This window comes from Ramlibacter sp. AN1015 (assembly GCF_037726105.1).
Taxonomy (GTDB): Bacteria; Pseudomonadota; Gammaproteobacteria; order Burkholderiales; family Burkholderiaceae_C; genus Ramlibacter.
The window spans coordinates 204044-225808 of sequence record NZ_JBBJUM010000007.1; the positions used below are offsets into that span (position 1 = coordinate 204044).

Below are 21765 nucleotides of genomic sequence, written 5' to 3' on the forward strand. Positions count from 1 at the left end.
CATGGTTGAAATCGAGCTCGACGGAAAAAAGGTGGAGATCGCCGAAGGCAGCATGGTGATGCATGCGGCCGAAAAGGCGGGCACCTACATCCCGCACTTCTGCTATCACAAGAAGTTGTCCATCGCGGCCAACTGCCGCATGTGCCTGGTCGATGTCGAGAAGGCGCCCAAGCCCATGCCGGCGTGCGCCACGCCGGTCACCAACGGCATGATCGTGCGCACCCGCAGCGACAAGGCCGTGAAGGCGCAGCAGTCGGTCATGGAGTTCCTCCTGATCAACCACCCCCTCGACTGCCCCATCTGCGACCAGGGCGGCGAGTGCCAGCTGCAGGACCTCGCCGTCGGCTACGGCGGCTCGGCCTCGCGCTACGAGGAAGAAAAGCGCGTGGTGCTGCACAAGGACGTGGGCCCCCTGATCTCCATGGAGGAGATGACCCGCTGCATCCACTGCACCCGCTGCGTGCGCTTCGGCCAGGAGGTCGCCGGCGTGATGGAGCTGGGCATGATCCATCGCGGCGAGCACTCCGAGATCACCACCGTGCTCGGCGACACGGTCGATTCCGAGGTCTCGGGCAACATGATCGACCTGTGTCCGGTCGGCGCGCTCACCAGCAAGCCTTTCCGCTACAGCGCCCGAAACTGGGAGCTCTCGCGCCGCAAGAGCGTGAGCCCGCACGACTCCACCGGCGCCAACCTGATCGTGCAGGTCAAGAACCACAAGGTCATGCGGGTGCTGCCGCTCGAGAACGACGCCGTCAACGAGTGCTGGCTGGCCGACCGCGACCGCTTCTCCTATGAGGCGCTCGACGGTGGCGACCGCCTGACCGCGCCCATGATCAAGCAGGGCGGCGAGTGGAAGACGGTCGATTGGCAGACCGCCCTCGAGTACGTCGCCACTGGCCTGCGCCAGGTGAAGGCCGACCACGGCGCCGCGTCCATCGGTGCGCTGGTCAGCCCGCACAGCACCGTGGAGGAGCTGTTCCTCGCCGGCTCGCTGGTGCGCGGCCTGGGCAGCGAGAACATCGACCACCGCCTGCGCCACGCAGAGTTCTCCTCGGGTGAGGGCGTGCGCTGGCTGGGGATGCGCATCGCCGAGCTGTCCGACCTGCAGCGCGTGCTGGTGGTCGGCTCGAACCTGCGCAAGGACCACCCGCTGTTCTCCTTGCGCGTGCGCGCAGCGAGCCGCACGGGCGCCCAGGTAAGCGTCATCCACGACGTCGCCCACGACTGGGCGATGCCGCTGCTGTCCCACGCGGTCGTTCCCGCGGGTGAGTGGGCCCGTTCTCTCGCCGCCATCGCCGCCGCCGTCGCAGCCGAAAAGGGCATCGCCGCGCCGGTGCAGGCCGAGGCAGACGACGCTGCGAAGCGGGTCGCGCGGTCGCTGCTGTCCGGCGAGCGCAAGGCCATCCTCCTGGGCAACGCCGCGGCCCACCACGCGAAGGCCGGCAGCCTGCTCGCGCTGGCCCAGTGGATCGGCGAGCAGACCGCCGCCGCGGTGGGCTTTCTCACCGAAGCCGCCAACACGGTGGGCGCGCAACTGGTCGGGGCCCTGCCGGGGCCGGGCGGTCTGCACGCGGGCCAGATGCTCGAAGGCGCGCTGAAGGCAGCGATCCTCCTGAACACCGAGCCCGCCCACGACGCGGCACACGGGGAGCGCGCGGTCGCCGCGCTGGCGAAGGCGGAGATGGTGGTCACCTTGAGCCCGTTCCGCTGCAACCTCGACATCAGCGACGTGCTGTTGCCGATCTCGCCGTTCAGCGAAACACCCGGCACCTTCGTCAACGCCGAAGGCCGCGTGCAGAGCTTCAACGCCGTCGTCAAACCCATGGGCGAGACGCGTCCGGGCTGGAAGGTGCTGCGTGTGCTCGGCAACATGCTGGGCCTGGGCGGCTTCGAGTTCGAGTCGTCCCAGGACGTGCTGGCGGCGGCGCGCGGCGCCGACGCCGGCGAAGCCTTCGTGCAGGGCGGCCTGGACAACCGCACGGCCGCGGCCATCGATCTCTCGGTGGTGCCCGGGCGGCCGGCAACCGCCGCCATCTATGAGCTCGACAGCATCGTGCGCCGCGCGCCTTCGCTGCAGCTCACGGCGGATGCGCGCATGGCACGCGCCGCGCAGGGGGAGCCGGCATGATCGACACCCTCTACGGCTTCGGCAACGGCCTCTTTGCGGCGCCCTGGTGGTCCGGGATGGGCTGGCCCGTGGTGTGGACGCTGATCAAGATCGTCGCGGTGGTGCTGCCCCTGCTGGGCGCCGTCGCCTACCTCACGCTGTGGGAGCGCAAGGCCATCGGCTTCACGCAGATCCGCGTCGGCCCCAACCGCACCGGACCGCTCGGCCTGCTGCAGCCCATCGCCGACGCGCTGAAGCTGCTCACCAAGGAAATCATCCTTCCGTCGGCGGCCAACAAGAGCCTGTTCCTGCTGGGCCCCGTGATGACCATCATGCCGGCCCTCGCGGCGTGGGCGGTCATCCCTTTCGGGCCCGACGTCGTGCTGGCCAACATCAATGCCGGGCTGCTGTTCCTGCTCGCGATCACCTCGCTGGAGGTCTACGGCATCATCATCGCCGGCTGGGCGTCCAACTCGAAATACGCCTTCCTGGGCGCGCTGCGCGCGTCGGCCCAGATCGTGAGCTACGAGATCGCGATGGGCTTTTGCATGGTCATCGTGCTGATGGTGTCGGGCACCCTCAACATGACGCAGATCGTGCTGCGCCAGGACGTGGGCTACTTCGCCGGCATGGGCCTGAACTTCCTGTCGTGGAACTGGCTGCCGCTGCTGCCGATCTTCGTCGTCTTTTTCATCTCGGGCCTCGCCGAGACCAACCGCCATCCGTTCGACGTGGTCGAGGGTGAATCCGAGATCGTCGCGGGCCACATGATCGAGTACTCGGGCATGAGCTTCGCCATGTTCTTCCTGGCCGAGTACGCCAACATGTGGCTCGTGTCCATCCTCGCGGTGGTGCTGTTCCTGGGAGGCTGGCTGCCGCCGATCGATGCGCCGGTGCTCAACTGGATCCCGGGCTGGATCTGGCTGGGCATGAAGACCTTCATGGTCGTCACCATGTTCCTGTGGGTGCGCTCGACGTTCCCGCGCTATCGCTACGACCAGATCATGCGCCTGGGCTGGAAGATCTTCATTCCGGTGACGCTGGTCTGGCTGGTCGTCGTGGGGCTGTGGATGCAGACCCCCTACAACATCTGGAAATGAACGTGAGCCACCACGCTCGCCATGGCGGTCGGTCGCCGCGCCCCCCAGGGGCGCCGGCCGTCGCCGTGCGCTCGCGTGCCGTCTCGCGCCGGAATTCACACTATGTCGACTGATACCATCACCAGGCCGTCGGACCAGCCGACGCAGCGGCCGCCGACGGAGCGGCCGACGGAGAGGGCGTCCGCCTTCTCCCTCAAGGACTTCCTCTCCAGCTTCATGCTGGTCGAGCTGTTCAAGGGCATGGCGGTGACGGGCAAGTACGCCTTCAGCCGCAAGATCACGGTGCAGTTCCCCGAAGAAAAGACGCCGCTGTCGCCGCGCTTTCGCGGGCTGCACGCGCTGCGCCGCTACGAGAACGGCGAGGAACGCTGCATCGCCTGCAAGCTGTGCGAGGCGGTGTGCCCGGCGCTCGCGATCACGATCGAATCGGACCAGCGCGCCGACGGCACGCGCCGCACCACGCGCTACGACATCGACCTCACCAAGTGCATCTTCTGCGGCTTCTGCGAGGAGAGCTGCCCGGTCGATTCCATCGTCGAGACCAACATCCTCGAATACCACGGCGAGAAGCGGGGCGACCTCTACTTCACCAAGGAAATGCTGCTGGCCGTCGGCGACCGCTACGAGCCCGAGATCGCCGCATCCAAGGCCGCGGACGCAAGGTACCGCTGAGGCGCAGCCGAAAAAAAGAACACACCATGGACGTCAAGACCGGCTTCTTCTATCTCTTCTCGGCGCTGCTGCTGTTTGCCGCGTTCCGCGTGGTCACCGTGCGCAACCCGGTGTACGCCGCGCTGTACCTGGTGCTGGCCTTCTCGCAGGCCTCCGCCCTGTGGCTGCTGCTGCGCGCCGAGTTCCTGGCGATCACGCTGGTGCTGGTCTATGTCGGCGCGGTGATGGTGCTGTTCCTGTTCGTCGTCATGATGCTGGACATCGATGTCGATCAGCTGCGCGCCGGATTCTGGAAGCGTTTTCCCTTGGCCGGCTTCATCGGCGTGGTGATCGCGCTCGAAATGGCGGCGGTGCTGCTCGGTGGCTTCCGTGTCGGCGAGGAGGTGCGTCCGGTGGTTGCCGTGGCCGAAGGGGTGGAGGTCTCGAACACCCGTGAGCTGGGCGTGCTGCTCTACACCCAATACCTCTACCCGCTGGAGATTGCCGCCGTGCTGCTGCTGGTGGCCATCGTCGCGGCCATCGCGCTGACCCTGCGCCAGCGCAAGGACAGCCGCCACTACGACCCCGCGATGGCGGTGCGGGTGCGCGCCAGCGACCGGCTGCAGATCGTGAAGCTCGCCCCCACGACGGCAGCGCCCGCCGCGGCCGCCCCCGAAGCCGGCGCACCGGAGGGCAAGGCATGACCGTCACCCTCGGACATTTCCTCACCGTCGGCGCCATCCTGTTCGCGCTCTCGGTCGTGGGCATTTTCCTGAACCGTCGCAACCTGATCGTTCTGCTGATGGCGATCGAGCTCATGCTGCTGGCGGTCAACATGAACTTCGTCGCCTTCTCCTATTACCTCGGCGACATGCACGGGCAGGTGTTCGTGTTCTTCATCCTCACCGTGGCCGCGGCCGAATCGGCCATCGGGCTGGCCATTTTGGTGCTGCTGTTCCGGAACAAGTCGAACATCAACGTGCAAGAACTCAACACCCTCAAGGGCTAGGAAACCCGTCACGTCGCGCTTCGCGGTTCTCCCGCGGGGCGAGCGCCGGAGTTTCCATACCAAGAACAACCATGAGCCAGACCCTCTCTGCATCGACCCTGCTCGCCGTACCGCTGGCCCCGCTGGCCGGCGCGGTGCTGGCCGGGATCTTCGGCACCACCTTTGGCGGACGGTGGTTCGGCCGGCGCCTCTCGCACAGCCTCACCATCCTGGGTGTGCTGGTCGCCTTCATCCTGTCGGCGAGCACGCTGCGCAGCGTCGTGGTCGATGGCGCGCGCTTCAACGAAACCATCTACGAGTGGATGGTCGTCGGTGGCCTGCGCATGGAGATCGGTTTCCTGGTCGATGGCCTCACCGCCATGATGATGTGCGTCGTGACCTTCGTCTCGCTCATGGTGCACATCTACACCATCGGCTACATGGAGGAAGACGAAGGCTACAACCGCTTCTTCGCCTACATCTCGCTCTTCACCTTCGCCATGCTGATGCTGGTGATGAGCAACAACTTCCTGCAGCTGTTCTTCGGCTGGGAGGCGGTGGGCCTGGTCTCCTATCTGCTCATCGGCTTCTGGTACAACAAACCGAGCGCCATCTTCGCGAACATGAAGGCGTTCCTGGTCAACCGGGTCGGCGACTTCGGCTTCATCCTCGGCATCGGCCTGATCGCTGCCTATGCCGGCACCCTCAGCTACGCCGAAACCTTCGCCCGCGTGCCCGAGCTCGCCCGCATCGGCTTTCCCGGCACCGACTGGCTGCTGATCACCGTCATCTGCATCTGCCTGTTCATCGGCGCCATGGGCAAGAGCGCGCAGTTCCCGCTGCACGTCTGGCTACCCGACTCGATGGAGGGCCCCACCCCCATTTCGGCGCTGATCCACGCCGCGACCATGGTCACGGCAGGCATCTTCATGGTCGCGCGCATGTCGCCCCTGTTCGAGCAGAGTGACGCCGCGCTGTCCTTCATCCTCGTGATCGGCGCCATCACTGCCTTGTTCATGGGCTTCCTGGGCATCATCCAGAACGACATCAAGCGCGTGGTGGCCTATTCCACGCTGTCGCAGCTGGGGTATATGACCGTGGCGCTCGGCGCGTCGGCGTATTCGGTGGCGGTCTTCCACCTGATGACGCATGCCTTCTTCAAGGCGCTGCTGTTCCTCGCGGCCGGCTCGGTGATCATGGGCGTGCACCACAACCAGGACATCCGGTGGATGGGCGGGCTGCGCAAGTTCATGCCCATCACCTGGATCACCTCGCTGCTCGGCTCGCTGGCTCTCATCGGAACGCCGCTGTTCTCCGGGTTCTACTCCAAGGACAGCATCATCGAGGCGGTGCACTTCAGCCGCCTGCCCGGCGCCGGCTTCGCCTACTTCGCCGTGATGGCCGGCGTGTTCGTGACGGCCTTCTACTCGTTCCGCATGTACTTCCTGGTGTTCCACGGCAAGGAGCGCTTCGACCAGAACCCGGATGCGCACCACGGCGCCGATGCGCATGCAGCGCATCCGGCCCATTTTTCCGACGAGGAGCCCGACGTCTCGCACAAGGACCACGCCGTGCACGGACACGGACACCACGACCGGCCGCACGAGTCGCCGTGGGTCGTCACGGTGCCGCTGCTGCTGCTGGCCATTCCCTCCGTCGTCATCGGCTTCTTCACCATGGGTCCGCTGCTGTTCGGAGACGTCCTGAAGGACGCCATCACCGTCGATGCGCGGCACCCGGCGATGGCCGGACTGCGCGAGCTGTGGCACGGCCCGGTGGCAATGGCCCTGCACGCCTTGCAGACGCCGGTGTTCTGGCTCGCCCTCGCGGGCGTCGTGCTGGCCTGGTACATGTACCTGGTGAACCCGGCGCTGCCGGCCGCGATCAAGCGCCGCGCGATGCCGATCTACACGTTGCTGGACAACAAGTACTACCTGGACTGGATTAACGAGCACATCCTCGCGCGCGGTGCCCGCGGGCTCGGCACGCTGTTGTGGAAGGGCGGCGACGAGGCGCTGATCGACGGTGCCGCGGTCAACGGCAGCGCGCGCCTCGTCGGCATGTTCGCGGCCGTCACGCGCCGCCTGCAGACGGGCTATCTGTATCACTATGCCCTCGGGATGATCCTGGGCCTGTTCGTGCTCTTGACGTGGTTCGTTGCCCCGTGGGCGACCTGGCTGGGCAAGTAGGAGAAGAAGAAAAATGGGTTTGTTGAGCCTTGCCATCTGGACCCCGATCGCCTTCGGCGTGCTGGTCCTTGCCATGGGACGCGACGAGCAGGCGCGCACGGTCCGCTGGATCGCGCTGATCGGCTCGATCCTCAGTTTCCTGGTGACGCTGCCGCTCTATGCGCGCTTCGACAACGGCACCGCCGCGATGCAGTTCGTAGAGCGCGCCACCTGGATTCCCCGCTTCAACATCAACTACGTGCTGGGCGTGGACGGGCTGTCGCTGTGGTTCGTGCTGCTGACGGCCTTCATCACCGTCATCGTGGTCATTTCGGCCTGGGAGGCCATCACCGAACGCGTGAACCAGTACATGGGCGCGTTCCTGATCCTGTCCGGCCTGATGGTGGGCGTGTTCGCCTCGCTCGACGCGATGCTGTTCTTCGTCTTCTTCGAGGCGACCCTCATCCCGATGTACCTCATCATCGGCATCTGGGGCGGCCCGCGGAAGATCTACGCGGCCTTCAAGTTCTTCCTCTACACGCTGCTCGGCTCGCTGCTGATGCTGGTGGCGCTAATCTACCTCTACTGGGCCGCGGGCGGCAGCTTCGACATCCTCACCTGGCACCGCCTGCCGCTGGCCGCAGGAGTGCAGACGCTGGTGTTCTTCGCCTTCTTCGCCGCCTTCGCGGTGAAGGTGCCGATGTGGCCGGTGCACACCTGGCTGCCCGACGTGCACGTCGAGGCGCCGACGGGCGGTTCGGCCGTTCTGGCGGCCATCATGCTCAAGTTGGGCGCCTACGGCTTCCTGCGCTTTTCCATGCCCATCGCGCCCGATGCGGCGCGCGAGTGGGCCTGGCTGATGATCGCGCTGTCGCTGGTGGCGGTGATCTACGTCGGCTTGGTCGCGATGGTGCAGCAGGACATGAAGAAGCTCGTGGCCTATTCGTCGGTCGCGCACATGGGTTTCGTCACGCTCGGCTTCTTCATCTTCAATCCGCTCGGCGTCGCCGGAGGCCTGGTGCAGATGATCGCCCACGGTTTCGTCTCGGGTGCCATGTTCCTGTCCATCGGCGTGCTGTACGACCGGGTGCATTCGCGCGACATCGCGAGCTACGGCGGGGTGGTCAACACCATGCCCAACTTCACCGCCTTCGCGCTGCTGTTCGCCATGGCCAACTGCGGCCTGCCGGCCACGGCCGGATTCGTCGGCGAGTGGATGGTGATCCTGGGCGCGACCCAGGCGCACTTCGGGCTCGGCCTGGCTGCCGCCACCGCGCTGATCTTCGGCGCCGCCTACACCCTGTGGATGTTCAAGCGCGTCTACCTGGGACCCATCGCCAACGACGACGTGCGCCAGCTCTCCGACATCAACGCCCGCGAGTTCCTGATGCTGGGCATCCTGGCCGTCGCGGTGCTGTACATGGGCATCCACCCCAAGCCCTTCACCGACGTCATGAACGTCTCGGTCGAAGAGCTGCTGCGGCACGTGTCCGCATCCAAACTGAACTGACAACCTAGGCCGACCCCGTCATGCTGGACACCCTGAGCCTGTACGTCCTCGCGCCCGAGATCCTGCTGCTGGTGATGGCCTGCGTCATCGCGCTGGTGGACCTCGGCGTGACGACCCGCCTGCGCACCCTCACCTATGGCCTCACCGTCGCGACGCTGGTCGTGGTCACCTGGCTGAGCGTCGAGTTCGCCCTCACCGGGCAGACCCTCTACGGCTTCGGCGGCATGGCCGTGAGCGACCCCATGGGCAACTGGCTCAAGGCCTTCGCGGCCATCGCGATGCTGGTGACCCTGGTCTACGGCCGCCCCTATGCCGCCGACCGCGACATGCTGCGCGGCGGCGAACTCTTCACCCTGGGCCTGTTCTCGCTGCTGGGCATGTTCATCATGATCGGCGGCAGCAACTTCCTGGTGATCTACCTCGGCCTCGAAGTGCTCACCCTCAGCAGCTACGCCCTGGTGGCGCTGCGGCGCGACAACGAGCGCGCGACCGAAGCCGCCATGAAGTACTTCGTGCTCGGCGCCATGGCGTCCGGCTTCCTGCTGTACGGGCTGTCCATGCTCTACGGCGCCACCGGCTCGCTCGACATCAACGAAGTCTTCCAGGTGATCGCCAGTGGCCGCATCCGGCACGACGTGCTGGTGTTCGGGCTGGTCTTCATCGTCGCGGGCCTGGCCTTCAAGGTCGGTGCCGTTCCCTTCCACATGTGGGTCCCCGACGTCTACCACGGCGCACCTACGGCCATCACGCTGATGGTGGGCGCGGCGCCCGAACTCGCTGCTTTCGCCATCATCATCCGGCTGCTGGTCGAGGGGCTGATGCCGCTGGCCATCGACTGGCAGCAGATGCTGGCGGTGCTGGCCATCGCATCGCTCCTGGTGGGCAACCTGGCCGCCATCGCCCAGACCAACCTCAAGCGCATGCTGGCGTATTCGACCATTGCACAGATGGGCTTCGTGCTGCTGGGCCTCACGGCCGGGTTCGTTGGCAACAGCACGGCCAACGCCCAGTACGCCTACAGCGCCTCCATGTTCTATGTGGTCACCTACGTGCTGACCACGCTCGGCACCTTCGGCGTCATGCTGCTGCTGGCGCGCGAAGGTTTCGAGAGCGAGGAGATCGCCGACCTCGCTGGCCTGAACCAGCGCAGCCCCCTCTTTGCGGCCATCATGGCCGTGTGCATGTTCTCTCTGGCGGGCGTGCCGCCACTGGTCGGCTTCTATGCCAAGCTCACTGTGCTGCAGGCGCTGGTGGGCTCGGGCCAGGGCCTCTACATCGGACTGGCCATCTTCGCCGTGCTGGTGTCGCTGATCGGCGCCTTCTACTACCTGCGCGTCGTGAAGGTCATGTACTTCGACGCACCGATCACGGCCGTGCGGGTCTCGGCGCCCGCCGATGTCCGCGCGGTGCTGACCGTCAACGGCGCATTGGTGCTGGTGCTCGGCATCCTGCCCGGCGGCTTGATGGCGCTGTGCGCCGACGCCATCGTGCGGACCTTGGCCGGCTGAGCCGGATCCGGATCCATCCATGTCCCAGACCGCAGCCATCTGGCTGGTGATCGTGCTGGCGCTGGCCGCGGCCAATCTGCCTTTTCTCACGCAGCGGCTCTTCGGCCTCGTTCCCCTGCGCAGGCCCAAGTCGCTCTCGCTGCGGTTGGTCGAGCTGCTGGTCCTGTACGTGCTGGTCGGCGCTGTCGGGCTGCTGCTCGAGCGCAGGGCAGGCCAGATCGCCCCGCAGGGCTGGGAGTTCTACGCCATCACCGGCGCGCTCTTCCTGACGCTGGCGTTCCCCGGCTTCGTGTGGCGCTATCTCTACAAGCATCGCGACTAAACGTGAGCAAACCGGCATGGAGCGCCTGCACGCAGCCACACTGAGCGACTGCATCATCCAGCCACAACGAGCGTCACAGCACCACGAGAACGGCACGCACGCCATGCCAAGCGACACCCACCTGCGAGAGCGCACCCTGCGCCGCGAGGAACTGCTGCGCGGCAACTTCCTGCGGGTAGTGCGCGATGTGGTGGAACTGCCCGACGGGGGCCAGGCCAGCCGCGAGTACGTCGTGCATCCGGGCGCCGTGATGATCGTGCCGCTGCTGGACGACGGCCGCCTGCTCATGGAGCGGCAGTACCGGCATGCCGTGGCGCAGGTGATGACCGAATTCCCGGCGGGCAAGCTCGATGCGGGCGAAGAGCCGCTGCGCGCGGCCATGCGCGAACTCACCGAAGAGACCGGCTATACGGCGCGCGAATGGGCGCGCGCCGGGCGGCTGCATCCGTGCATCGGATATTCGGACGAGTTCATCGAGATCTGGTTCGCCCGCGGGCTGACGCCCGGGCGCAGCCAGCTCGACGCCGGTGAGTTCGTTGAGGTGATCGACGCCACCCCCGACCAGCTGCGCGACTGGTGCCGCGACGGCACCATCACCGACGCGAAGACGCTCACCGGCGCGCTGTGGGTGCAGCAGGTGCTGGCGGGGGCTTGGAATCTCGACTGGCAGACGCCATCTTCCCCACCATGAAGGTGCTGAACCTCCAATGCGCATCCCAGCACGGTTTCGAGGGCTGGTTCGGCTCGGAAGACGATTTCCGCAGCCAGCTCGAGCGCGGCCTGCTCGAATGCCCGATGTGCGGCGACACACAGATCGTCAAGCTGCCGAGCGCGCCGCGCCTGAACCTCGGCGCCGGTGAACCGGCGCCGGCATCGCGCGAGCACCCCGTGCCTGCAGCGGCTGCGCCGACCGCACAGTCACTGCAAGCCGCCTACCTCAAGATGGTGCGGCATGTGCTGGCCCATACCGAAGACGTGGGCGAGCGTTTCGCCGAGGAGGCCCGGCGCATCCACCACGGCGAAGTCCAGGAGCGCGGCATACGCGGCCAGGCCACGCGCGAACAAACCGAGGCGCTGCTGGACGAGGGCATCAGCGTGCTGCCTCTGCCCATTCCCAAGGCGCTGAAAGAGCCCTTGCAGTAGGGCTCACGGGCCGCCGCATCACGGATTCGCGGCCGTCTCGTACCTCGCAACGCTGGGAATCGCGAGCGGCGCAACGGCAGGCAGCCGAGCGTCTCGCGCCACAGTCACGACACCATGCGCATCGCTGGGCGCCGGCTGGCCTGAGACTCCGGTGTGACACCCCACGCCGGCCGTCCTGCCTGGACGCCCTTCATGCTCTCGCGCTTTGGCGAGTTGTCGCCTTCACCTCGCCCGAGCCAGCCGGAGGTCCGCCCGGCCGGCACGCAGGCGCATCGCTTTGCGCCTTCTCCCGCTGCGCTGCGCTGCGCCGGCTCAGCGGCTACCGGCGACCTTGGGTACCGGCTTCGCTGCGCGGGCCTGTGGCGGACGGCTCTTTCGAGCGGTCGTGGTCCGGCTGGAGGGCGCCGACCTGCGGTTGGCCGCCGATTGCGACGTCGCACGCACCGGCAGGTACACGATCATTTGCTGCCCGACCTTCAAGGCAGCCTTTTCCGACACCTCGTTCCAGTGGGCCACGTCCGAAGCCCGCAGCCGGTAGCGTGCGGCGATCCGCGCCACCGTATCGTTCTTGCGCGCCTTCACCACGGTGCGCCGGGTCACCACCTCGGGTGCCAGGTGCAGCTGCGCGGTGTCGGCTACACGGCCCGGAACGTCCTCCAGCACCTTGGCATGGCGCGGTGCGAGCACCACCGATCCGGCGCGGATCATCATGCGCGGCGGAATGTTGTTGATGCTGCGGAAATCTGCTTCGCTCATGCCGACGCGGCGCGCGGCGTCGCCTGCGCTCATGTTGGCCGGTGCGGTCCAGGCCGTCCAGCTCGCATACTGGCCCGAGGCATAGGCTTCGAGGTTGCGGCTGAACACCTTGGCGTTGTCCCAGGGCAGCAGGATCTGGGGGGTACCGGCGGCCAGGATGACCGGGCGGTTCAGCGAAGGATTCAGCGCCTTGAAGTCCTCGAGTTGCACGTCGGCCAGCTTGGCCGCCAGTTCCACGTCGATGTCGCGCGTGATGTCCACGGCCTGGAAATAGGGGTGGTTCTCGATCAGTGGCAGTTCGGTGCGGAAGCGCTCCGGGTTGGCCACGATGTTCTTGACCGCCTGCAGCTTGGGCACATAGTTGCGCGTCTCGGCAGGCATGTTCAGGTGCTCGTAGCTGGTGGGCAGGCCCGCCTTCTGGTTGCGCGCGATGGCGCGGCCCACGCTGCCCTGGCCCCAGTTGTAGGCGGCCAGCGCCAGGTGCCAGTCCCCGAACATGCCGTGCAGCATCTGCAGGTAGTCCAGCGCCGCGCGGGTAGAGGCCAGCACGTCGCGGCGGTCGTCACGGAACAGGTTCTGGCGCAGCTCGAAATCGGCGCCCGTGGCCGGCATGAACTGCCACATGCCCACGGCCCGGGCACTGGAGACCGCCTGCGGATTGAAGGCGCTTTCGATGTAGGGCAGCAGGGCGAGCTCGCTCGGCATGCCGCGACGCTCCAGTTCCTCGACCACGTGGAACAGGTACTTGCGCGAGCGCTCGGTCATGCGCTGGATGTAGTCGGGGCGGCTCGCATACCACTGCTCGTGCTGGCGCACCAGATCTCCGTCGAGATCGGGCATGGCGAATCCCTGGCGGATGCGATGCCACATGTCGGGCGGCGGCTCCAGCATGGCAACGCCCTCGGACGCCAGCTCGGCGACCGAGATCGGCTTGAGCGGGCCGCCTTCGGACAAGGCACGCAGCGCGGGCGCCGCGGGCCGCGCGGCAGCCACGGGGGGCGTCGCTCGTGGATGGTGGGCGGCGGCCGGCGCAGGGCCGGTGTCGGCCTCGGCCGAGGCGCCGGGCGCCGGTGAGGCGGGGCTGGAACTCTCGCCAGGCACGCTGGCGCAGCCGGCCAGCCAGAGCGTCAGGCCCAGGGCGGCCAGGTTCAGGAGTCGTGTCATCGGAAGTTGTTTTTCCACTCGCGGATGGCGGCGAACACGGCGACTTCGTCGGCCGGATCCGCGCCGTTGTAGGCATGGGCGGCGCGCACGACGGTCGCCTCGCGGGTGCGCAGGAAGGGGTTGATAAGCCGTTCCTGCGCAAGGGTGCTGGGTAGGGTGGGCTGGTCGGCCGCGCGCCGCTGCTCGCAGTGGCGCAGGTAATGCTGCAGGTCGGTGTTGTCGGGCTCCACGGCGCAGGCGAAGCGCAGGTTGGAAAGCGTGTATTCGTGGGCGCAGCAGACGCGGGTGGCGCCGGGCAGGGCGGACAGCGTATCCAGCGACGCCAGCATCTGCGCCGGCGTTCCTTCGAATAGCCTGCCGCAGCCGCCCGAGAACAGCGTGTCGCCGCAAAAGAGCAGCGGCAGACCGCCGGCATCGGGGCAGTAGTAGGCGATGTGGCCGGCCGTATGCCCGGGCACCGCGATCACCTGGAAACTCAGCCCCAGAACCCGCACCGTGTCGCCGTGTGCCACGCGGGTGGCCGGCTCGGGGACGGCTTCGCGCACCGGGGCGAACACCGCGGCGCCGGTCGATTCGCGCAGGGAGGCCACGCCGCCGGTGTGGTCCGCATGGTGGTGCGTGACTAGAATTGCTTCCAACTGCGCTGCGGCCTGCCGCAATCCGGCATGTACGGGGTCGGCATCGCCAGGGTCGACGACCAGTGCCCGATGTCCGTCTTGCAACAGCCAGAGGTAGTTGTCCTGGAAGGCCGGCAGTGGAATCAAGTTCATGAGCGAGCGGATTATAGGAATGCAGCAGTGGCTGGAGACACCCCCGGGCCGCTATCTGCAGGCCTGGGAGCAAGCGGCCTTCGATGACGCCGTCGCCGACATTTTCGGCTACCACGCGCTCCAATTGGGGCTGCCCGACATCGATTCGCTGCGCGCCAACCGCATGCCGCACCGCTGGCTAGGACTGCAGCACGGCGAAGACGCCCGCGGGCGGCGGCCTCACCTGGTGGCCGATTCGCATGCGCTGCCCTTCGAGGCGGGCAGCCTCGACCTGGTGATCCTGCCGCATTCCCTCGAACTCAGTGCCGATCCGCACGGCACCCTGCGCGAAGTGGAGCGGGTGCTGGTGCCCGAAGGCAAGGTCGTCATCAGCGGGCTGAACCCCGCGAGCCTGTGGGGCATGCGCCAGGCGCGGGCACGCATGCTGCAGCGCATCGGCGTGGGGCAGTTGTACCTGCCGGACGCTGGCGAGTTCATCGGCTACCGGCGGCTGCGCGACTGGCTGCGGCTGCTCAACTTCGAGGTCGAGATCGGCAGCTTCGGCTGCTGGCGCCCGGCGCTGTCCAGCGAAAAATGGCTCGCGCGCTACGAATGGATGGACCGCCTGGGCGAGCGCTGGTGGCCCATTTTCGGAGCCGCCTACTTCCTGGTGGCCGTCAAGCGCGTGCGGGGCGTGCGCGTGATGGGCCAACGCTGGAAGCGCAAGACGAAGATCGCCACGGCCCCCGTGCCCGTGGCCAACCGCGGCCACCGCATCCACCAACGCAAGCACAAGCCTTGAACTCCATCGAGATCTACACCGACGGCGCCTGCAAGGGCAACCCGGGCCCCGGCGGCTGGGGTGTACTGCTGAAGTCCGGCAGCACCGAAAAAGAACTGTTCGGCGGCGAACCCGTCACCACCAACAACCGCATGGAGCTGATGGCGGTGATCCAGGCCCTGCAGGCGCTGAAGCGGCCGTGCAACGTCACCCTCTGGCTCGACAGCCAGTACGTGCTCAAGGGCATCACCGAGTGGCTGCCCGGCTGGAAGGCCAAGGGCTGGCGCACCGCCAGCAAGCAGCCGGTGAAGAACGTCGAGCTATGGCAGCAGCTCGACGCGCTGGTGCAGCAGGGCGGCCATGTGATCGATTGGCGCTGGGTGCGCGGACACAACGGGGACCCCGGCAACGAGCGCGCCGACCTGCTCGCCAACCGCGGCTGCGAGCAGACGATGCGTCGCTGACCCGCGCGCCGGCGGGCGCGCCGCGCAATGGGTCTTGCCCGCGGCTGCACCGAGCCCGCGTGCAAGGTGCCGAGCGGCGCATCCGCGCTGAACCGCCGCGCTCGAGCAACACTGCGCCCGACGGGGCGACACCGCGCGGCCCCTACGGATGCGTTCGCGTGGCGTGCGCTGCTACATTGGGCGGCTCGGCGCCACATGCAGCGCGCGCCGCAGTCGTACGAAAGCAGTGCACATGGCATCGAAGCCTCTGTATGTGGTCGTGGCCGCCGCCGGTATCGCCGTCGCATCGGGTGCGGCCTGGTGGTATCAGAACCGCTACGTCCCGGCCGCCGCGCAGGCACAATCCGCGTCCGGCGCCGAGCGCGGCGCAGCGCCCGCGGGCGCCGGCGCCCGCGGGCCGGCCGCCCCCGCCAGTGCCCCCGCCAGTGCCGCCACGCAGCCGTCGCGACCGCCGGCCGTCGAGGTGGCAAGAGTCGAGGTCGTCCGGCTGGTCGATGACGCGCACGCCGTCGGCAGCCTGCGCTCGCGGCAGAGCGTGATGCTGCGCCCGGAGGTCTCCGGCCGCGTGGCCCAGATCCACTTCGGCGACGGTGCGCGCGTGCGGCGCGGGCAGTTGCTCGTGCAACTCGACGACGAACTGCCGCGGGCACAGGTGCAGCAGGCGCAGGCCGAGCTGTCCATCGTGCAAGCCAACCACCGTCGCAACCAGGAGCTGGTGGCGCAGGGCTTCATCAGCCAGCGCTCGGTGGACGAGAGCAGCGCCGCGCTGCAGGTGGCGCAGGCCAAGCTGGCGCTGGCGCGGGCCCAGGCGGACCGCCTGCGCATCGTGGCGCCGTTCGATGGCACCGCCGGCATCCGCAACGTGCACGTCGGCGAGTACCTCAAGGACGGCGCCGACATCGTCAACCTCGAAGACCTGGATGCGATCCTGGTCGATTTCCGGTTGCCCGAACGGTTCCAGGCGCGGCTGCGCCCCGGCCAGTCCGCCATGGTGGAGGTCGATGCGCTGCCGGGGCAGCGCTTCGGCGCCCGCGTGCAGGCGATCGATCCCCTGGTCGATGCCAACGGTCGCTCGGTGGGCGTGCGCGGCTGCATCGACAACCGCCAGCAGCAGCTGCGCCCCGGCATGTTCGCGCGGGTGACGGCGGTGTTCGGCGAGCGCGCCCAGGCGCTGGTCGTGCCCGAGGAGGCGCTGGTGCCGCAGGGCAATCGCCAGTTCGTCATCAAGCTGGTCGATGGCCCGGACCAGGACACCCGCGTTGCCCAGCGCGTCGAAGTGCAGGTCGGTCTGCGCCAACCCGGACGCGTCGAGGTGCTGCACGGCCTGCAGCCCGGCGACACCGTGGTCGTCGCGGGGCAGCAGCGCATCCAGCGCGACGGCATGCCGGTGCGGGTGATCGATGTGCCGGGTTCCGGCGGCGCGGGCGGGCGCGCAGACATGAACGGCGCAGGCGGTCGCGGTGAGGCCAGCGCTTCGGGCGTGCCGGGCAGGCACGAGGCGCAGGCCGCGCAGGGAGCGCGGGCTGCGCAAGGCACTGGACCGGCTCAGGGTTCCTCCGGTGCGTCCGGCACGGCCGCCGCGGGGGCAGGCCGATCATCCTCCGCCGGCGCGCCGCGCCCGCAGGTTGCGGGGTCCAACCCCTGCGTGCAGATGGCGTCTGCCGGCCGCCCCGGCAACTGACGGGCGGAGGCGCTTATGCAACTGCCCGAGATTTCCATCCGGCGCCCGGTCCTCGCGACGGTGCTGTCGCTGCTGGTGCTGCTGATCGGCGCGGTGAGCTTCGAGCGCCTGTCGGTGCGCGAATACCCCAAGATCGACGAGCCCGTCGTCACGGTCAGCGTGCGCTATCCGGGCGCGTCGGCCGAGGTGGTCGAGTCGCAGGTCAGCAAGCCGCTGGAAGACTCGATCGCCGGCATCGATGCCGTCGATGTGCTCACCTCGATCAGCCGCGCCGAGCAGAGCCAGATCACCGTGCGTTTCCGGCTCGAGAAAGATGCCGACGCCGCCGCCGCCGAAGTGCGCGACCGCACCTCGCGCGTGCGCAACCGCCTGCCCCAGGCGATCGACGAGCCGGTGATCGCCAAGGTGGAAGCCGACGCATTCCCGGTGATCTGGCTGGCCTTCACCAGCGACACGCTCGGTCCGCTGCAGATCAACGACCTGGTGAACCGGGTCGTCAAGCCGCGACTGCAGACCGTGAGCGGCGTGGCCGACGTGCGCATCTTCGGCGAGCGCAAGTACGCCATGCGCGTCTGGCTCGACGCCGACAAGCTCGCCGGCTATCGCCTCACCACCCAGGACGTCGAAGACGCCATCCGGCGCAGCAACCTCGAGCTCCCCGCCGGCCGCATCGAATCGCAGCAGCGCGAGTTCAGCGTCACCTCGCAGACCGACCTGGTGCGGCCTGCGCAGTTCGGCGAGATCGTGATCAAGAACGCCAATGGCTACCCGGTGAAGCTGCGCGACGTCGCCCAGGTGCGCGAGGGCCCGGCCGACGAGCGCAGCGCGGTGCGCCTGAACGGCCGACCCGCGATCTCGGCGGGCGTGATCCGCCAGGCCACCGCCAACCCGCTGACGCTCTCGGCCGGCGTGCGCGAAATGCTGCCGCGCCTGCGGGCCGACCTGCCGCCCAGCGTCAGCGTCGATATCGCCAACGACAACTCGCTGTTCATCGACCGCTCCGTCAAGAACGTCTACCGCACCATCGCCGAGGCGGTGGTGCTGGTGGCTCTGGTGATCTTCGTGTTCCTGCGCACGCTGCGCGCCTCGGTCATTCCGATCGTCACCATTCCGGTCAGCTTGGTGGGCACCTTCGCGCTCATGGCGCTGGCCGGCTTCACGATCAACACACTGACGCTGCTCGCCCTGGTGCTGGCGATCGGGCTGGTGGTGGACGACGCCATCGTCATGCTCGAGAACATCTACCGGCACATCGAGGAAGGGCTCGATCCGTTCTCTGCGTCCATCAAGGGCGCGCGCGAGATCGGCTTTGCCGTGGTGACCATGACCTTCACGCTGGTGGCCGTGTACGCGCCGCTCGCGTTCACCCCGGGGCGCACGGGCAGGCTGTTCGTCGAATTCGCGCTGGCGCTCGCCGGCGCGGTGCTGGTGTCGGGCTTCGTCGCGCTGACGCTCACGCCGATGATGTGCTCCAAGCTGCTGCGCCACAACCCGAGCCCCGGGCGCTTCGACCGTGGCATGGAGCGCGCGCTCACCGGCCTTTCGGCAGGCTATGGGCGGCTGCTGCGCTGGGTGGTGACGGCGCGCTGGCGCGGTGCCTCGGGCTCCAGCCGGATGCTGGGCCATGTGGTCCAGGCGCGCTGGCTGGTGCTGGGGGTCATGGTGCTGAGCGCCTGGGGCATCGCCTCGGTCTGGCCGACCATGAAGCAAGAGCTGTCGCCCCTGGAGGACCGCGGCGTGGTGCTGGCAACGGTGAATGCGCCCGACGGATCCACGCTGGGCTATACCGACCGTTACGCGCAGGCGCTGGAGCGCATGGGCCAGCCCTTCCCGGAGTTCGACCGCATCTTCGCCAACGTCGGCAATCCCACGGTGTCGCAGGCCAGCGTCATCTTCCGCGCGGTCGATTGGGAGGCGCGCCAGCGCACCACCCTGGAGATGGCGCGTGAGCTGGGTCCGAAGTTCAACTCGCTGCCCGGCGTCAACGCCTTCGCCATCACGCCGCCCTCGCTGGGGCAGGGCTTCCGGGAGCGGCCGCTCAATTTCGTGATCCAGACCTCCGACAGCTACGAAAACCTCAATCGCGTGACCCGTCAGTTCCTCGACGAGATGGCGAAGAACCCGGGCATCGTCTCGCCCGACGTGGACCTGCGCCTGAACAAGCCCGAGCTGCGCATCGAGGTCGATCGCGACCGCGCCGCCGACCTCGGCGTGGGCGTCGATGTGGTCGCCAAGGCGCTGGAGACCATGCTGGGGGGCCGCAACGTCACGCGCTACAAGCGCGACGCCGAACAGTACGACGTCATCGTGCAGGTGCAGTCGGCCGGCCGCAGCACGCCCGAACACATCGACCGCATCCAGGTGCGCGGACGCGGCGACACCATGATTCCGCTGTCGGCGCTGGTGAAGGTCCGCGAGAACGTGAGCCCGCGCGAGCTGAACCACTTCGGGCAGCGCCGCTCGGTGTCGATCACCGCCAACCTGGCGCCCGACTATTCGCTCGGCCAGGCGCTGGCCTTCATGGACCAGACCGCCGCCAAGCTGCTCAAGAGCGGCTACACCACCGACCTGAACGGCACTTCGCGCGAGTTTCGCGCTTCGCAGGGCGCGCTCGCCATCGTCTTCGTCCTCGCACTGGTGTTCATCTTCCTGGTGCTGGCCGCCCAGTTCGAGAGCTTCGTCGATCCGCTGGTGATCATGCTGTCGGTGCCGCTGTCGATGGTGGGCGCGCTGCTTGCGTTGAAATGGTCGGGCGGCTCGCTCAACGTCTACTCGCAGATCGGTCTGATCACGCTGGTGGGCCTGATCACCAAGCACGGCATCCTGATCGTGGAGTTCGCCAACCAGCTGCGCGAAGACGGCATGGAAATGGTCGATGCACTGGTGCGCGCCTCGGCGCAGCGCCTGCGCCCGATCCTCATGACCACCGGCGCGATGGTGCTGGGCGCGGTACCCCTGGCGCTTGCCGACGGCGCGGGCGCCGAAAGCCGCCAGCAGATCGGCTGGGTCATCGTGGGCGGGATGTCGCTGGGCACCTTGCTCACGCTGTTCGTGGTGCCCACCATGTACACCCTGCTGGCCCGGCGGGCGGTGCCGGGCGCCAACAAGGCAGCGGTCCGGGTCGAGCCGCCGGCCCATGGCGAGCTGCTCGCCAAGTAGGCAGCGGCCGACAGCGGCATCAGAAGCGCGCAGCCGCCCGGCCGCCCGCTGCGCCGACAGAGGGGGCGGGGGCCCCCTTCTACGCTGATTCGCATCCAAGGAGAAAAAGCGATGCGACAACTTCCCAAGGCGATCCCCGAGCTCGACGGCGGACTGTTCCTGCCGCGCCAGGTGGTGGACCTGCTCGAGACCGTGCTGTGCGACCACGAGCGCATGCTGCGCGCGCGGCCGCACGAGGGCGGCGAGGAGCAGTTCGTGGTGCTGCGCGAGACGCGCGAGCTGCTGCGCATGACCGGCGCGCGGCCTCAGCTGCCGCCGGCGCGCGAGCAACTCGGCCTGGCCGATCCGCAGACCGAAGTGCTGGGCCGCAACCTGCTGCGCAGCTGAGAAGGCGGCGAGCGGCTCAGGCGGTGGCGCCCAGCGACCGCGCGGCGTCGCGAGAGCGCGTGAGCGCGGCCGCGTCAGGCTGATCGCGGCTGGGCCAGCCGGCGAGGCCGTGCGCAGCGATATCGCACAGCGCAGCGATCCAGTCGGACGCCTCGTTGAGGCATGGCACGGCCTGATAGTCGGTGCCGCCGGCGGCCAGGAAGGCATGGCGGCCCTCCATGCCGATTTCTTCCAGCGTTTCCAGGCAGTCGCTGGTGAAGCCGGGGCACGCGACATCGACGCGGCGCACGCCGCGGCGCGCCAGCGCCTGCAAGGTCGGTTCGGTGTAGGGCTCGAGCCACTTGGCCCGGCCGAAGCGCGACTGGAAGCTGATGGTGCAGGACGCGGCATCGAGGCCCAGGCGCGCCGCCAGGAGCCGTCCGGTCTTGTGGCACTCGCAGTGGTAGGGGTCCCCCAGCGCGAGCGTGCGCGCCGGCACGCCGTGGAAGCTCAGGACCAGGTGCTCGCCGCGCCCGTGGTCGCGCCAGTGGCGTTCGATGCCGCGGGCCAGGGCGTCGATGTAGCCGGGGTGGTCGTGGTAGCGGTTGACGAAGCGCAGCTCGGGCAGGTTGCGCGAACGCGCCGCCCATTGCGCGACGGCGTCGAACACGCTGGCCGTGGTGGTGCCCGAATACTGCGGATAGGCCGGCAGCACCAGGATGCGGCTCGCGCCTTCGGCCTTGAAGGCGTCGAGCTCGTCGGCGATGGACGGGCTGCCGTAGCGCATGGCGTGGCGCACGCGCACGCGATGGCCGCGTTCCCCGAGGTAGCCCTGCAGCATCGAGGCCTGCCGGGCGGTGTGCACCATCAAGGGCGAGCCTTCGGGCGTCCAGATGCTGGCGTACTTGGCCGCCGACTTCGGCGCGCGCAGCGGCAGGATGACGCCGTTGAGCAGCGGCAGCCAGGCCGCGCGGGGAATTTCGACGACGCGCGGATCGCTCAGGAACTCCTTGAGGTAGCGGCGCACGGCCGGCGCGGTGGGCGCCTCGGGCGTGCCGAGGTTGCACCAGAGGATGCCGGTGACCGGCGCCTGCCCATGGGTGAAGGGCGGCTCTTTGCGAAAGGGGAGAACGGAGGCCATCCGG

The 21765-nt window shown here is 68.1% G+C and carries 19 protein-coding genes; 16 read left to right on the forward strand and 3 right to left on the reverse strand.

The genetic code is table 11. The annotated features are described in order from the left end of the window. The first annotated feature begins 1 nt into the window (after position 1). The 11 genes from nuoG (at position 2) to WG922_RS13365 (ending at position 11500) form a co-directional block, all read left to right on the forward strand. Positions 2-2131: an NADH-quinone oxidoreductase subunit NuoG gene (nuoG, locus tag WG922_RS13315; RefSeq protein ID WP_340283161.1), complete on the forward strand. Its 2130-nt coding sequence runs from the start codon at positions 2-4 to the stop codon at positions 2129-2131. Then, positions 2128-3210: an NADH-quinone oxidoreductase subunit NuoH gene (gene nuoH, locus WG922_RS13320; protein ID WP_340283162.1), complete on the forward strand. Its 1083-nt coding sequence runs from the start codon at positions 2128-2130 to the stop codon at positions 3208-3210. Before nuoG ends, nuoH begins: the two co-directional genes overlap by 4 nt. A gap of 102 nt (positions 3211-3312) precedes the next feature. After that, on the forward strand, positions 3313-3882 hold the full coding sequence (nuoI, locus tag WG922_RS13325; protein WP_340283164.1) for an NADH-quinone oxidoreductase subunit NuoI: 570 nt from the start codon (positions 3313-3315) through the stop codon (positions 3880-3882). A gap of 26 nt (positions 3883-3908) precedes the next feature. Continuing rightward, positions 3909-4565, forward strand: coding sequence for an NADH-quinone oxidoreductase subunit J (locus tag WG922_RS13330; protein WP_340283165.1), 657 nt, complete (start codon positions 3909-3911; stop codon positions 4563-4565). Next, positions 4562-4870, forward strand: a complete 309-nt coding sequence (gene nuoK / locus WG922_RS13335) for an NADH-quinone oxidoreductase subunit NuoK (RefSeq protein WP_340283166.1) — start codon at positions 4562-4564, stop codon at positions 4868-4870. The genes WG922_RS13330 and nuoK overlap by 4 nt, the downstream gene beginning before the upstream one ends. Positions 4871-4941: 71 nt before the next feature. Next, positions 4942-7038, forward strand: coding sequence for an NADH-quinone oxidoreductase subunit L (gene nuoL, locus WG922_RS13340; RefSeq protein ID WP_340283167.1), 2097 nt, complete (start codon positions 4942-4944; stop codon positions 7036-7038). 13 nt (positions 7039-7051) lie between these two features. Next, the gene (locus WG922_RS13345) at positions 7052-8527 is read left to right on the forward strand and encodes an NADH-quinone oxidoreductase subunit M (protein WP_340283168.1); all 1476 of its coding nucleotides are present in this window, start codon (positions 7052-7054) and stop codon (positions 8525-8527) included. Positions 8528-8547: 20 nt separating this feature from the next. After that, positions 8548-10035, forward strand: a complete 1488-nt coding sequence (nuoN, locus tag WG922_RS13350; RefSeq protein ID WP_340283169.1) for an NADH-quinone oxidoreductase subunit NuoN — start codon at positions 8548-8550, stop codon at positions 10033-10035. 19 nt (positions 10036-10054) lie between these two features. Continuing rightward, complete coding sequence (locus tag WG922_RS13355) at positions 10055-10357, forward strand: DUF2818 family protein (RefSeq protein WP_340283170.1); 303 nt, start codon at positions 10055-10057, stop codon at positions 10355-10357. 103 nt (positions 10358-10460) lie between these two features. Further along, a complete protein-coding gene (locus tag WG922_RS13360) occupies positions 10461-11048 on the forward strand; it encodes an NUDIX hydrolase (RefSeq protein ID WP_340283171.1) in 588 nt (195 codons plus the stop codon). Further along, positions 11045-11500 (forward strand): DUF1178 family protein, encoded by a 456-nt coding sequence (locus WG922_RS13365; protein ID WP_340283229.1) that lies wholly within the window; start codon positions 11045-11047, stop codon positions 11498-11500. Before WG922_RS13360 ends, WG922_RS13365 begins: the two co-directional genes overlap by 4 nt. 312 nt (positions 11501-11812) lie before the next feature. Here the strand turns inward: WG922_RS13365 and WG922_RS13370 are convergent, their stop codons facing one another. Beyond that, positions 11813-13420, reverse strand: a complete 1608-nt coding sequence (locus WG922_RS13370) for a transglycosylase SLT domain-containing protein (RefSeq protein ID WP_340283172.1) — start codon at positions 13418-13420, stop codon at positions 11813-11815. Then, on the reverse strand, positions 13417-14190 hold the full coding sequence (gene gloB / locus WG922_RS13375; RefSeq protein WP_340283173.1) for a hydroxyacylglutathione hydrolase: 774 nt from the start codon (positions 14188-14190) through the stop codon (positions 13417-13419). Before gloB ends, WG922_RS13370 begins: the two co-directional genes overlap by 4 nt. 19 nt (positions 14191-14209) lie before the next feature. Here gloB and WG922_RS13380 point away from each other — a divergent pair, with 19 nt between their 5' ends. From WG922_RS13380 to WG922_RS13400, 5 genes are all read left to right on the forward strand, one after another. Next, the gene (locus WG922_RS13380; RefSeq protein ID WP_340283230.1) at positions 14210-14971 is read left to right on the forward strand and encodes a class I SAM-dependent methyltransferase; all 762 of its coding nucleotides are present in this window, start codon (positions 14210-14212) and stop codon (positions 14969-14971) included. Beyond that, positions 14968-15414: a ribonuclease HI gene (gene rnhA, locus WG922_RS13385; RefSeq protein WP_340283174.1), complete on the forward strand. Its 447-nt coding sequence runs from the start codon at positions 14968-14970 to the stop codon at positions 15412-15414. Before WG922_RS13380 ends, rnhA begins: the two co-directional genes overlap by 4 nt. Positions 15415-15646: 232 nt before the next feature. Further along, a complete protein-coding gene (locus WG922_RS13390) occupies positions 15647-17095 on the forward strand; it encodes an efflux RND transporter periplasmic adaptor subunit (RefSeq protein WP_340283175.1) in 1449 nt (482 codons plus the stop codon). Between the two features lie 15 nt (positions 17096-17110). Then, positions 17111-20254, forward strand: coding sequence for an efflux RND transporter permease subunit (locus tag WG922_RS13395; RefSeq protein WP_340283176.1), 3144 nt, complete (start codon positions 17111-17113; stop codon positions 20252-20254). A gap of 111 nt (positions 20255-20365) precedes the next feature. After that, positions 20366-20641 carry a hypothetical protein gene (locus WG922_RS13400; RefSeq protein WP_340283177.1) on the forward strand — a complete coding sequence of 92 codons (276 nt, stop codon included), beginning with the start codon at positions 20366-20368 and terminating at the stop codon, positions 20639-20641. Positions 20642-20657: 16 nt separating this feature from the next. Here WG922_RS13400 and hemH read toward each other — a convergent pair whose 3' ends face one another. Then, entirely contained in the window at positions 20658-21761 is a 1104-nt protein-coding gene (gene hemH, locus WG922_RS13405) for a ferrochelatase (RefSeq protein WP_340283178.1), read from the reverse strand. Between the last annotated feature and the right edge of the window lie 4 nt (positions 21762-21765).

Bases quoted from the DNA above. Each gene is read 5' to 3' on its own strand.
- nuoG (WP_340283161.1), top strand. From the start codon at position 2: ATGGTTGAAATCGAGCTCGACGGAAAAAAGGTGGAGATCGCCGAAGGC.
- nuoH (WP_340283162.1), top strand. From the start codon at position 2,128: ATGATCGACACCCTCTACGGCTTCGGCAACGGCCTCTTTGCGGCGCCC.
- nuoI (WP_340283164.1), top strand. From the start codon at position 3,313: ATGTCGACTGATACCATCACCAGGCCGTCGGACCAGCCGACGCAGCGG.
- WG922_RS13330 (WP_340283165.1), top strand. From the start codon at position 3,909: ATGGACGTCAAGACCGGCTTCTTCTATCTCTTCTCGGCGCTGCTGCTG.
- nuoK (WP_340283166.1), top strand. From the start codon at position 4,562: ATGACCGTCACCCTCGGACATTTCCTCACCGTCGGCGCCATCCTGTTC.
- nuoL (WP_340283167.1), top strand. From the start codon at position 4,942: ATGAGCCAGACCCTCTCTGCATCGACCCTGCTCGCCGTACCGCTGGCC.
- WG922_RS13345 (WP_340283168.1), top strand. From the start codon at position 7,052: ATGGGTTTGTTGAGCCTTGCCATCTGGACCCCGATCGCCTTCGGCGTG.
- nuoN (WP_340283169.1), top strand. From the start codon at position 8,548: ATGCTGGACACCCTGAGCCTGTACGTCCTCGCGCCCGAGATCCTGCTG.
- WG922_RS13355 (WP_340283170.1), top strand. From the start codon at position 10,055: ATGTCCCAGACCGCAGCCATCTGGCTGGTGATCGTGCTGGCGCTGGCC.
- WG922_RS13360 (WP_340283171.1), top strand. From the start codon at position 10,461: ATGCCAAGCGACACCCACCTGCGAGAGCGCACCCTGCGCCGCGAGGAA.
- WG922_RS13365 (WP_340283229.1), top strand. From the start codon at position 11,045: ATGAAGGTGCTGAACCTCCAATGCGCATCCCAGCACGGTTTCGAGGGC.
- WG922_RS13370 (WP_340283172.1), bottom strand. From the start codon at position 13,420: ATGACACGACTCCTGAACCTGGCCGCCCTGGGCCTGACGCTCTGGCTG.
- gloB (WP_340283173.1), bottom strand. From the start codon at position 14,190: ATGAACTTGATTCCACTGCCGGCCTTCCAGGACAACTACCTCTGGCTG.
- WG922_RS13380 (WP_340283230.1), top strand. From the start codon at position 14,210: ATGCAGCAGTGGCTGGAGACACCCCCGGGCCGCTATCTGCAGGCCTGG.
- WG922_RS13390 (WP_340283175.1), top strand. From the start codon at position 15,647: ATGGCATCGAAGCCTCTGTATGTGGTCGTGGCCGCCGCCGGTATCGCC.
- WG922_RS13395 (WP_340283176.1), top strand. From the start codon at position 17,111: ATGCAACTGCCCGAGATTTCCATCCGGCGCCCGGTCCTCGCGACGGTG.
- WG922_RS13400 (WP_340283177.1), top strand. From the start codon at position 20,366: ATGCGACAACTTCCCAAGGCGATCCCCGAGCTCGACGGCGGACTGTTC.
- hemH (WP_340283178.1), bottom strand. From the start codon at position 21,761: ATGGCCTCCGTTCTCCCCTTTCGCAAAGAGCCGCCCTTCACCCATGGG.